This is a genomic window from Pseudomonas gorinensis (genome assembly GCF_042015035.1).
GTDB lineage: Bacteria > Pseudomonadota > Gammaproteobacteria > Pseudomonadales > Pseudomonadaceae > Aquipseudomonas > Aquipseudomonas gorinensis.
The window spans coordinates 7019569-7032121 of sequence record NZ_CP167125.1 but is presented as its reverse complement, the minus strand read 5'-3'; the positions used below and the strand labels follow the sequence as shown (position 1 = coordinate 7032121).

At 58.2% G+C, this 12553-nt stretch carries 8 protein-coding genes and 1 pseudogene; 7 read left to right on the top strand and 2 right to left on the bottom strand.

The window, feature by feature from the left end; genetic code table 11:
* Positions 1–45 precede the first annotated feature (45 nt).
* From hemB to AB7933_RS32535, 3 genes and pseudogenes are all read left to right on the top strand, one after another.
* Positions 46–1059, top strand: coding sequence for a porphobilinogen synthase (hemB, locus tag AB7933_RS32245; RefSeq protein ID WP_024078033.1), 1014 nt, complete (start codon positions 46–48; stop codon positions 1057–1059).
* 18 nt (positions 1060–1077) lie between these two features.
* Positions 1078–3306 (top strand): polyphosphate kinase 1, encoded by a 2229-nt coding sequence (gene ppk1, locus AB7933_RS32240; protein WP_024078032.1) that lies wholly within the window; start codon positions 1078–1080, stop codon positions 3304–3306.
* A 381-nt stretch (positions 3307–3687) separates the two neighbouring features.
* A pseudogene (locus AB7933_RS32535) lies at positions 3688–3801 on the top strand (hypothetical protein); the annotation flags it as partial.
* A gap of 503 nt (positions 3802–4304) precedes the next feature.
* Here AB7933_RS32535 and AB7933_RS32235 read toward each other — a convergent pair.
* Positions 4305–5546 (bottom strand): hypothetical protein, encoded by a 1242-nt coding sequence (locus tag AB7933_RS32235; RefSeq protein WP_024078031.1) that lies wholly within the window; start codon positions 5544–5546, stop codon positions 4305–4307.
* 228 nt (positions 5547–5774) lie between these two features.
* On the bottom strand, positions 5775–7277 hold the full coding sequence (gene ppx / locus AB7933_RS32230; protein WP_024078030.1) for an exopolyphosphatase: 1503 nt from the start codon (positions 7275–7277) through the stop codon (positions 5775–5777).
* Between the two features lie 499 nt (positions 7278–7776).
* On the opposite strand from ppx, the gene AB7933_RS32225 reads away from it, so the two are divergent.
* The 4 genes from AB7933_RS32225 to AB7933_RS32210 all read left to right on the top strand — a co-directional run bounded on the left by AB7933_RS32225 (position 7777) and on the right by AB7933_RS32210 (position 12543).
* Complete coding sequence (locus AB7933_RS32225) at positions 7777–8430, top strand: DUF1120 domain-containing protein (RefSeq protein ID WP_024078029.1); 654 nt, start codon at positions 7777–7779, stop codon at positions 8428–8430.
* Between the two features lie 139 nt (positions 8431–8569).
* Positions 8570–9214, top strand: coding sequence for a DUF1120 domain-containing protein (locus AB7933_RS32220; RefSeq protein ID WP_024078028.1), 645 nt, complete (start codon positions 8570–8572; stop codon positions 9212–9214).
* 98 nt (positions 9215–9312) lie between these two features.
* Positions 9313–10029 (top strand): fimbria/pilus chaperone family protein, encoded by a 717-nt coding sequence (locus AB7933_RS32215; RefSeq protein ID WP_024078027.1) that lies wholly within the window; start codon positions 9313–9315, stop codon positions 10027–10029.
* Between the two features lie 6 nt (positions 10030–10035).
* Positions 10036–12543 (top strand): fimbria/pilus outer membrane usher protein, encoded by a 2508-nt coding sequence (locus AB7933_RS32210; RefSeq protein ID WP_024078026.1) that lies wholly within the window; start codon positions 10036–10038, stop codon positions 12541–12543.
* Positions 12544–12553 lie beyond the last annotated feature (10 nt).

Genomic DNA, 12553 nt, shown 5'->3' with positions numbered 1-12553 from the left:
TATAACTGCAACGCTCGCCCGTAAACACGGGCTCAGGAGTCTGTCGTGAGCTTTACCCCTGCCAATCGCCTGTTCCCTGCCACCCGTCTGCGTCGTAATCGCCGTGATGATTTCTCTCGCCGCCTGGTTCGTGAAAACGTGCTGACGACGAACGATCTTATCCTGCCGGTGTTCGTGCTCGACGGTGAGAATCGTCGGGAAGCGGTGGCATCGATGCCAGGGGTCGAGCGCTTGACCATTGATCTGCTGCTCGAAGAAGCCGCGAACTGGGTGGCGCTGGGTATTCCGGCGTTGGCGCTGTTCCCGGTGACTCCGCCCGAGCTCAAGTCCCTCGACGCTGCCGAAGCCTGGAACCCGGACGGTATTGCCCAGCGCGCCACTCGCGCCTTGCGCAAACGGTTCCCGGAGCTGGGGGTGATCACCGACGTGGCCCTGGACCCGTTCACCACCCACGGGCAGGATGGCATCCTCGATGAAGACGGCTATGTTCAGAACGACATCACCGTTGACGCGCTGGTCAAGCAGGCCTTGTCCCACGCCGCCGCCGGTGCCCAGGTGGTCGCCCCGTCGGACATGATGGACGGTCGCATCCAGGCGATTCGCGAAGCCCTGGAACTGGCCGGCCACGTCAATGTACGGATCATGGCCTACTCGGCCAAATATGCCAGTGCCTACTATGGCCCGTTCCGCGATGCGGTGGGCTCTGCACTGAACCTGGGCAAGGCGAACAAGGCCTCGTACCAGATGGACCCGGCCAACAGCCATGAGGCCCTGCACGAAGTGGCGGCCGACCTGGCCGAAGGGGCCGACATGGTGATGGTCAAGCCCGGGATGCCCTACCTGGACATCCTTTACCGGGTCAAAGAGGAATTCAAGGTGCCGACCTTTGTCTATCAGGTCAGCGGTGAATACGCCATGCACATGGCCGCGATCCAGAATGGTTGGTTGAGCGAAGGGGTGATCCTCGAATCCCTGACTGCCTTTAAACGTGCGGGTGCTGATGGCATCCTGACCTACTTCGCTGCCCGCGCTGCCCAATTGCTTAGAGAGCAACAATAGCCCTCACAGGAACACTCGATGAATACCGAAGGACTCTCCGAAGTTGCCGTAAAAGACGCTCACCCGGTGGTTGAACAAATCGCCGAGACCCCGCCGGAGCTGGAGCCGGCCCCGCCCGTTGCGGTCGCCGAAGCGCCCGTGCCCGCGCCGGCACCGGTGGCGGTGGTGACCAACCTGGATGACAGCAGCCTGTACATCCACCGTGAGCTGTCACAACTGCAATTCAACATCCGCGTGCTGGAGCAGGCGCTGGATGAGTCCTACCCATTGTTGGAACGGCTGAAATTCCTGCTGATCTTCTCCAGCAACCTGGACGAGTTCTTCGAAATCCGCGTCGCCGGCCTCAAGAAGCAGATCACCTTCGCCCGTGAACAAGCCGGTGCCGACGGCCTGCAGCCACACCAGGCGCTGGCGCGCATCAGTGAGCTGGTGCACGGGCATGTCGATCGCCAGTACGCGATCCTCAACGACATCCTGCTGCCGGAACTGGAAAAACATCAGGTCCGCTTTATCCGTCGTCGTCACTGGACCACCAAGATCAAGACCTGGGTGCGCCGCTACTTCCGTGACGAAATCGCACCGATCATCACGCCCATCGGCCTCGACCCGACGCACCCGTTCCCGTTGCTGGTGAACAAGAGCCTGAACTTCATCGTTGAGCTTGAAGGTATCGACGCGTTCGGTCGCGATTCCGGCCTGGCGATCATCCCGGCACCGCGCCTGTTGCCACGGATCATCAAGGTACCGGAAGAGGTAGGGGGCGCTGGCGATAACTATGTGTTCCTGTCGTCGATGATCCACGCCCACGCCGATGACCTGTTCCAGGGCATGAAGGTCAAGGGCTGCTACCAGTTCCGCCTGACCCGCAACGCCGACCTGGCTCTGGATTCCGAAGACGTCGAAGACTTGGCCCGTGCCCTGCGCGGTGAGTTGTTCTCGCGGCGCTACGGCGATGCGGTGCGCCTGGAAGTGGCCGACACCTGTCCGAAGCACCTCTCGGACTACTTGCTCAAACAGTTCAACCTGGGCGAGAGCGAGCTGTACCAGGTCAACGGCCCGGTCAACCTGACGCGCCTGTTCAGCATCACTGGCCTGGACAGCCATCCAGAGCTGCAATACACGCCGTTCACGCCGCAGATCCCGAAACTGCTGCAAAACAGCGAGAACATCTTCAGCGTCGTGAGCAAGCAGGACATCCTGCTGCTGCACCCGTTCGAGTCCTTCACCCCGGTGGTCGACCTGCTGCGCCAGGCCGCCAAGGACCCGCATGTATTGGCCGTACGCCAGACCCTGTACCGCAGCGGCGCCAACTCGGAAATCGTCGATGCGCTGGTCGATGCGGCGCGTAACGGCAAGGAGGTCACGGCAGTGATCGAGCTGCGTGCGCGGTTCGACGAAGAGTCCAACCTGCAACTGGCCAGCCGCCTGCAAGCGGCCGGTGCGGTGGTGATCTACGGCGTGGTGGGCTTCAAGACCCACGCCAAGATGATGCTGATCCTGCGCCGCGAAGCCGGCGAGATCGTGCGTTACGCGCACCTGGGTACCGGTAACTACCATGCCGGCAACGCCAAACTCTACACCGACTACAGCTTGTTGACCTCCGATGACGCCCTGTGTGAGGACGTCGGCAAGTTGTTCAGCCAGTTGATCGGCATGGGCAAGACTTTGCGCATGAAGAAGCTGCTGCACGCGCCGTTCACCCTGAAGAAGGGCATGCTCGACATGATTGCCCGCGAGACCCAGTTCGCCCTCGAAGGCAAGCCGGCGCATATCATCGCCAAGTTCAACTCGCTGACCGATCCGAAGATCATCCGCGCGCTGTACAAGGCCAGCCAGTCCGGCGTGCGCATCGACCTGGTGGTGCGTGGCATGTGCTGCCTGCGCCCAGGCATTGCCGGCGTCTCGCACAATATCCATGTGCGCTCGATCATCGGCCGCTTCCTGGAGCACACGCGGGTGTTCTACTTCCTCAACGGCGGCGAAGAGCAGATGTTCCTCTCCAGCGCCGACTGGATGGAGCGCAACCTCGACAAGCGCGTGGAGACCTGCTTCCCGGTGGAAGGCAAGAAGTTGATCATGCGGGTCAAGAAAGAGTTGGAAAGCTATCTGACCGACAACACCCACAGCTGGAGCCTGCAGTCGGACGGGCGCTATGTGCGCAATACGCCAACCGGCAACCAGAACCCGCGCAGCGCGCAGGCGACATTGCTGGAGAGGTTGGGTAGCCCGATTCTGTCGGTGAACTGAGGCGGTATTCGGGCCTAGGGAATGCCCTCAAACAGTGAAGATAGAAGACGGGGGGCGAAAGCCCCCGCTTTTTTTTCGATGTTGTTGGCGAGCTGTCAGTCGCCCACCCTTACAGGCCGCAGGGTTATTTGCGTTGGGCCCAATGTCCAAAGGGGCACGCTCAGGTCGCTTCTCCAAACACTACCCCATTGACGGGAATTCAATTCTCCTCCCGTATTGAGTCCACCGCCGTGCCAACTCCCGGCTTCAGCAGATGGCGGCATTGTGATTTGACTGACGGCCCATAGACACAGGAGGCCGCTGACAACCATTCTGCATTTCATAAGTGCAACTCCTTCTTTCGGTGCATGCAGCGCCGCGATGGCTATTGATGTCCCGTAACTGCAGTCGGACGGGCGCTATGTGCGTAATACGCCAACTGGCAACCAGAACCCACGCAGCGCGCAGGCGACGTTGTTGGAGAGGTTGGGTAGCCCGATTCTGTCGGTGAACTGAGGCGGTACTCGGGCTTAGGGAATGCCCTCAAACAGCGAAGATGGAAGACGGGGGCGAAAGGCCCCGCGGTTTTTTCGATGTTGTTGGCTAGCTGTCAGTCGCCCTCGATGCTTTGGTTAAGGACTTAGCAATAGATTTTTGTGATGAAGTCGTCAGGGGTTACTCGCCCCCATCGGTATCCACCCTTACAGACGGCAGGGTTAGGTGCGGTGTGCTCAGTGACCGAAGTGCCAGGCCCTGGGTTCGAGTCTCCTGCTATGTTCGAGTCACTATTCCCTGGAGGGAATAGAGGGATATACCATCCTCCTCCTACATAGCCTCCTTTTGCATAGTATCTACCGAAGAACCAACGCCCGGCTTCAGCAGATGGCGGCATTGTGATTTGACTGACGGCCCATAGACACAGGAGGCCGCTGACAACCATTCTGCATTTCATAAGTGCAACTCCTTCTTTCAGTGCATGCAGCGCCGCGATGGCTATTGATGTCCCGCAAACCTGCTTTTCAGGGGAGCCGCGTCGTTACAGCAACAACGGTTTGTGTGCTGTCCATGACCACTCCGGCTATGTACGTTCCATTTTTGGAAATGACCGTCACCTGGTTGTTTTTGCCGCCGCCAATCGACGGCAGGCATACCGTTCCTGCCGTCGGTGTCCAGGTGCAACCCTGTGAGTATTGGTCGCTGGTAAGGATGTTCAACCCAACGACAGTACTGCTGGAAATCGCACCGGCTTCGCCCCATACGCTTCCACTCGGAAGAGGGATGATCGTGATGACCGGGATAGGGAGCACGGAGGGTACCCAGGTCATGTACTGGTATCGCCCATCTGCGGTGTTCTGGGACACTAGCACCAGGCCTTCCTCGTTGATATCGATGGCCATGTTTTTTGAGCCCGAGGACAAGTTCAGTACCAGGGGCATGGCATTCTTGCTGCTCCAGAAGGCACTTTTCGCCACGTTTACTGACGAGTTTGGATAAATGCATGTCCCCACAAACCTTGCAGTGTTAGTGGCGCTGCTGACCGTACAGTAACTAGCCCCAGTGGGCAGGGCCAAGTCAGTCAGGTTGTAGGATAGTCCGGTTTTTTCCGCGACTCGCGGGGTGGTATTACCTGCATTGTTCGGGCAATTGAGCGCGATTTGCGGGGTGCCGGTGGTGGGCCGGTTGATATCTGCGACGGTGCAATTGTCCCCCCAGCCGGACACGCGTTCAGGTGTCCCGCTGCCGGAGGCATAAAACACTACGGTTCCCCGGCTATCGGCATCGAAGCTTGAACCCGCCACGTCGCCTTGGTCATTGATCGCAACGCTTTCGGTAGCGACATCTTTGGGGCGTAGCAGGGGGATTAACAATGTAGCGGGTAGCGAATCCAGCTTGGTGGGCGCCGTTCCGGGAGACGCGGCGTCCCACACCACTGCAAAGTGGGAATTGCTGGCGTCCCTGCAATTGCCCGCCACTTTCCCATTGTTGGACACTACCCAAACGCTGCAGGGTTGCCCGCTCGCCAGAGGGGGCAGTGCCGTTTGGGGGCCGTGTGCGGAGCCGTCGGCCACCCATGGGATGTTGTTGGCGGTGGCGCTGGCCGGCTTGCAGTTGCCCACGGTCGTGCCACTATCGTTGATGTCGACCGGCGCGCATTGTGCACCTACGGTTGCGGAGAAAGGTGTCCATGTGGCTGCATGAGCAATGCTCAGGCCAGCAGTCCAGAGGCCTAGGCCTGTAAGCGTGATCGCTGATAATTTCATAGTGTGCCCTTCCCTGGAACGAGACGGTCTGTTGGCCCTTGGCGTTACTGCCTGTTACGCGAAGGGGTGAGCGTGAGTAAAAACTGATCGGCAGGCGTGCGCAACTGTCATATTTGACAGGTCTGTACGAGTGGTGACGGGGGGAAGAGCGAGGTGTCTTACGCGAGCCAATCTGGGAGGGGCGGTGTGCCCCTCCCAGATTTGGTTTGCGGTGTGTCTTGGATCGGCTCAGCGCAGGTTCAGGCTGAAACCCACCCGTGTCAGCCATTCCGCTTCCTGGGCGAAGTCCGCCTGGGTCAGCTGGTTTTCGTCCAGCCAGCCTTTCGGGAACACCACGTCCAGGCTGTCGCCGTTGGCGCGCAGGGTCACCTGGGGCATTTCCTGGGTGCCACGGATGTGGTGGAACAGGATTGCAAAACGCAGCAGCACACACAGGCGAATCAGCTTGATGCCTTCATCGCCGAACTCGGCGAATTTGTCCTTGGGGATATTGCGGCGATGGCCGCGCACCAGCAGCGCAAGCATCTGCTGGTCTTCCCGGGAGAAGCCGGCCAGGTCGGAGTGCTCGATCAAGTAGGCGCCGTGCTTATGGTAATGGTAGTGGGCAATGTCCAGGCCCACCTCATGCACCTTGGCCGCCCAGCCGAGCAGCTCGCGCCATACACCGTCTTCCAGATCCCAGTCCTCGGCCACCTGGTCGAAGGCATGCAGGGCCTTGCGCTCCACGCGTGCCGCTTGTTCAAGGTCGACGTGATAACGCTCCATCAACGAACTGAGGGTGCGCTCACGCACGTCCTCATGGTGATGACGGCCCAGCAGGTCGTACAGCACGCCTTCGCGCAGGGCGCCGTCACAGTGGTCCATGCGTTGCAGTTCGAGGGCGTCGAAGATCGCTTCGAGGATCGCCAGGCCGGCGGGGAAGATGGTGCGACGGTCCGGCTTGATGCCATCGAAGTCGATTTTCTCGGCATCCCCCAGCTTGAACAGCTTGCGCTTGAGCCAGGCCAGGCCCTCGGCATTGACCTCGCCGGTACCATGGCCACCGGCCTTCAAGGCCAGGCCGATGGCGCGAATGGTGCCTGAAGAGCCGATAGCCTCATCCCAGGTCAAGCGGTGCAGGGCGTGCTCGATGCTCATGATTTCCAGGCGTGCCGCCGTGTAGGCCTGGGCATAGCGCGCCGGGGTAATCTTGCCGTCCTTGAAATAACGCTGGGTATAACTGACGCAGCCCATCTGCAGGCTTTCGCGCAGCAACGGTTCGAAGCGCTGGCCGATGATGAATTCGGTACTGCCGCCGCCGATGTCGGCCACCAGGCGCTTGCCAGGGGTATCGGCCAGGGTGTGGGACACGCCGAGGTAGATCAGGCGGGCTTCCTCACGGCCGGAGATGACTTCTACAGGGTGCCCGAGGATCTCCTCGGCGCGGCGGATGAATTCGCCGCGGTTGCGTGCTTCGCGCAAAGCGTTGGTGCCGACGATGCGCACGGCGCCCTGGGGCATGCCGTTGATCAGTTGGGCAAAACGCTTGAGGCAGTCGAGGCCGCGTTGCATGGATTCTTCATTGAGCTGGCGCTCATCGTCGATCCCGGCTGCCAGTTGTACTTTCTCGCCGAGCCGCTCAAGGATGCGGATCTCGCCGTTCTGGGCCTTGGCCACGACCATGTGAAAACTGTTGGAGCCCAGGTCGATGGCGGCGATCAGGGACAGATTCTTGGCTTGGGCTTGCGGCATGGTTTGGGGGTCTCGGTCGATAACCTGACCATCGTGCCACGATCGACCGCTGGAGCCAACGCGTAGTGCCAGGGGATTTTTGCTGCGTGCTCGGTAGGGCAATTGAGTAAGGGATGTAAGAAATGTTCATAAATATTGTATTGCAAGGCGGATAGCCGCTGTAAGACATGTTCCGCTACCCGTGAATTTACTGATTTATTGGCTAAGTCCTACTTGATTTATCTTTGTACCTTATTGGTGGCGCTTTTATTCGTACGGCTCTGGTTGAAGGTTTCGCGTTACGCGGCTGATGGTTCTTACGGAAATTGATATTTTTTCCGGCTTTATCGCCGATGTGAAGCGTTGATACTTCCGACCGGCGATTGTGCCGTGGTGTTATTGATCTATCGGTCAGCGTTTCAGGAAGAAGATATTGGTAGGCGTCGTCGCCGGGCGCGCATGAGGAGCTTTTTGATCTTTATTGATACACCCTCTAATTCTTGATTAAGGTGCGCTTTAGATGAAGAAGAATATAGCAATATTCGCAGGTGTATTTTTGGCTGTTGCTGGCTTGACAGCTCAAGCGGCAGATCTACGCGTAAAAGGATCCATTGCTCCTCCCAGCTGCAGCTTTACTATTACTAACTCGGTTATTGATTATGGCAGTATTGATCCGAATACACTGAGTGCAACAAATTACACCAAGCTCGCAAAGAAAAGCACGCCGTATGCAATAAGGTGCGGATCTCACGCCAAGGCCAAAGTGGGCATCAAGGCAGTCGATAACCGTGCCAGTACCCGCATCCCTAACTTGATGGTGTCCCAGTTCGGTAGTAGCTACACGGATACTTACAACTACGGCCTGGGCGTTAATTCCAAAAATCAGAAGGTTGGCGGCTATGTTGTTCACCTGCGCAATTCGGTAGCGGATGGTAAAGCGGTCGGCGTTCTGACCTCCACCAATAATGGTGCAAGTTGGTCGGCGGGTGGCCAAGCCTTGGGGCTCGTTTCCAATGTTGCCTCGTGGTACTCGGGCACCGCTACCCCTATTCAACTCAATACCCTTTCCGGAAACCTGGAAGTCCAGGCCGTCATCAATAAAACGTCCGAGCTCGACTTGAGTAGCCGGGTAAGCCTGGATGGTCAGGCCACACTGGAGCTGCGCTACCTCTAAGACGTGTGCCCACCTGCTACAGGTTCCTGTCTCGTGAACGTTCCCTTTAACAGTATTGGATTTCATTACCTGTCAGAGAGGCGTGATTGGGGCAGGACTGCAAAACCTGCAACAGACAGTCTTATGAGCGGTAAATTGTATGAAAAAAATAGTTGCAGTGATGACGGGCATATTTCTGGTTGTCGCAGGTTTTAATGCCCAGGCTATTGATGTGCGTGTAAAGGGCTTTATTGTGCCTGCAAGTTGCAGCTTCACATTGGTCAATGCGGTCATCGATTATGGCACCATTGACCCTCAACTATTAAGCGCTACAAACTACACCACGCTGGAAGCGAAAAGTACGCCTTATAACATTAAGTGCTCTTCTGGAACCCAGTTGGCTGTGACCGCTGTAGATAATCGCGCCGCCAGTAAAATTCCGGACATGATGAGGCGTCAGTTCGATCATCCGGTTACTGATCGCTTCAATTTCGGGCTTGGGTTGACCGCGGCGAATCAAAAGATTGGTGGTTACATAATGCAATTGCTTAATTCCACCGCTGACGGAAGGCCTGTTTTGCCTCTTTATGGGGACGGTCAAGGACGCTGGGTGGGGGGTGAGGGTGCGCTGGGGCAGGGGGGACATTTAACCAGCTGGTATTCAGGAACAATGGCGCCTGTGCGGCTTACTGTTATTTCTGGAGATCTACAGTTTCAAGCCGTCATCAATAAAACCTCCGAATTGAATTTTAAGGATGTGGCCAGGTTGGACGGTCTCGCGACTTTGGAGTTGCGCTATCTCTAAGGGGTAGTGGGTGTGGTCAGGGCAAATCGGTGCTCTTGCGTGGCGTGCTGGAAGTTGCACCAATCGTTTTGATGCTCGTTAAATGAAGGGAAGAACAAATGATAATAGTGTCAAAGGCAAAGGCTCTCCTTTCGTTGTTTGTATGCTTCAACTTTCTTTTATGCAGCGTGGCGGTGGGCGATGGCATGCAACCTGAAACCACTGTCGTCGTTTTGAATGAGGCCGATGGGGAGGCCAGCATCAATGTGACAAATACGGATGCCCGACCCGCGTTGCTGCATTCGACCATCGAGGATATTCCAGAAGATCTTGAGCCCCTGGTGGTGTTGACCCCGCCGGTTGCACGGGTCGATGGTGGTGAGCGGCAAATGGTGAGGTTCCTGATAACCGCCAAGGAACCGCTCAAGACCCAGCGGTTGAAGCGCGTTTCCTTCGAAGGCATTCCCCAGGCTCAACCCGGTTCGGGCGCAACCATCGGTATCAGCCTTCGACAGAATCTGCCGCTGATCCTGCATCCGAAGGGACTGCCGCGGCACGAGGCACCCTGGGAGTTGCTGGCATGGCAACTCCGGAACAAAACCTTGAGTGTGCGTAACGACAGCCCCTATGTGGTTCGTTTGGCGGCTGAAGTACGGCTCAATCCACAGAAAATCAGCACCAGCCTTCCCCGTACCTACATCCTGCCGGGCGAAGTATTGAGCGTGGAGTTGAAGACAGCGGCACCAGGGGCGACCTCCGTCACCCTCGAGCCTGCCACCGTGTATGGTTTTTCCGTCGATAGCTACGAAGCGTTGCTCGTAGCGAACGCACCGTAATCCGCCATGAGTGATATCAACGGAGTCACCGGCACGGTTCGTAGTCGTTCACGTGAAAAACAAACACCCCAGCCGCTGTTCAGCGTCAATGGCCTGAGCCTGTCGGTGTGTGTAGTGATGATGTCGGGGGTGGCGACGGGGTCTTATGCGGCACCGACATCGACCATCGCGGGTTTTGATCTGGCGACGTTGCAGGCGCGTGGCATCAGCCCTTCGGTTGCCCAGTATTTCCGTAGCGCCCCGCGTTTTAGCGAGGGCCTGAGGGTCGTAGACCTGACCGTGAATGGTGAACGTATTGGCTTGACGGATGCACGCTTCGATAGCGAGGGCGAATTGTGTTTTACCCGTGCCTTGCTGGAGCGCGCAGGCCTGCGTGTGCCTTCCTCGGTGATTGACAAGGGGGCCGACGCTGATCACGCCTGCCATGATTTTCGGGCCGAGTACCCCAAGACGGTCACGACCCTGCGTCCTGGAAGTGAAGAAGTGGCGTTAGTGGTGCCCACGGACGCGCTGCACGATGGTCAGCGAGGTTCCGGCAGCTACGCTCGGGGGGGCACCGCCGCACTGCTCAATTACGACATTCAGGCAGTCAATAGTCACTCGCGAGCAGACACCAACCGTTATATGTCCGCCTCCACCGAGGTGGGTTTCAACCTGGGCGACTGGATTGCCCGCAGTCGCCAGCTCTACATCGCCAACGACCGTAACACCACGTCCGAGCATCTGTACGCCTATGCACAGCGCGACTTTGCGCCGCTGGCTTCTACATTCCAAGTCGGACAGGTTTCTGGAACCAGTCCTGTGTTTGGTGGCGTGCAACTGATGGGGGCACAGCTGTTCCCTGACGGTATAGAAAACCGTGCGGCCAACGCAGGCGTCCTGGTGGAAGGGCAGGCTCTTAGCCAATCACGGGTCGAGGTGAGGCAGTCCGGTGCCCTGATCTACACAACAGTGGTGCCAGAGGGGCCTTTCGCCTTGAAGAACCTGCCCTTGCTCAATGGCACCAGCGATCTTAACGTCACCGTCATCGACACTCGCGGTGGCCAGCGCAGCTTTGTGGTACCCGCCGCCTCGTTTCGTGCGGCAGTGCCCGTCAAGTCGGGCTACGCCGCGTCGGTGGGCAAGATTCGCGATGTCGAGCGGCGAGGCGCCAGGGAGCCCTTGATGGCCATGGGGAGTGGCACTTGGGCGGTGGGCAGGAACAGCGCGCTCAGCGCAGGTGTGCAGGCCACTGAAGGCTATAACTCGTTGGGATGGGCGCTGGACAGTAATTTCTCCCAGCGCTTTTCCGTCGGGGTGCGTAATAACCTGTCTCGAGACCATTCGAAAAAAGTACAGGGCGCCCGAAGCAGTATTTCCGTAGGCGCTGCATTGCCCTGGGATGTGCAGATGGCGTTGAGCGCCACGACCCAGACGCAGGGTTACCGGGACGTACTCGATGCCGTATCCCGTGAAGGGCATGAAGGCTCGCGCTTCAAGAACCAGTACACCGCGGGTTTCAGCTGGGCGGACCCGCTATTCGGTGGCTTCTCTATCGGCTATACGCGTGGATCGCATTTCAACAGCCGCACTTCCGAGCACGTCTATGGCTCATGGAACAAGAACTTCTTGTACGCCAACGTGGGCGTGACGGTGGACTCGCAAGTAGGCCAATCCAGCCAGGCAAAGGACAAGGGCCGAAACGACGACGGCGTAGGTGTGCGCTTGCAGGTCAGCGTGCCCTTGGGTGGCGATCGTTCCCTGAGTACGTATGCCCGCCGCCAGGGCCTGCGATCCAGCATCGGTACCGCCTATGACGAGCGCGTCGATGAAACGCTGAACTACCAGGTCCGCAGTGATCATGAGCTGGGTGAACCTGCTGGAAACACACTGGGCGCAACGCTCAATACGACATCCCGCTATGCCCAGGTGGGCCTGGGAATCAACCGCGATTCTTACAACACCAGCTACAGCGGACAGGTGCAAGGCGGTGTGGTTGCTCACTCGGAAGGCGTCACGCTATCGCCTTACCCTGTCGAGGACACGTTTGGCGTGGTCTCGGTCGGCGATATCCCTGGCGCACGGATTACCACGCCGCAAGGCCCCGTATGGACCGACCCATGGGGCAATGCGGTCATTGCCGCCTTGCCGGCCTATCAAACCAGCCAGTTGGAAGTCGAAGGCAAAAGCTTGCCGAAACAAGTGGATATCAAGAATGGCACCCGGACCCTGGAGGCAGGGCGAGGTTCGTTCAGTCAGGTCAACTTCGATGTGGTGAAGGTGCGACGAGTGCTGCTGCGTGCCACCGACTCGTGGGGTAACCCTTTGCCCCAGGGCGCTGCGGTCCTTGGAGCTGACAATACTTTCCTGACCACGGTAGTGAGTGACGGCATGATTTTCCTGAGTAATGCCGACGCGTTGAAAACCCTGAAAGTATCCTCGTCGAATGCGACTTCTTGCGTACTGAAACTCGACCTCGCGGAGCAAACGAATGATGGCCAATTTTATGAAGCCGCTTCGGCGACCTGCCGCTAGGGCTGGCGCC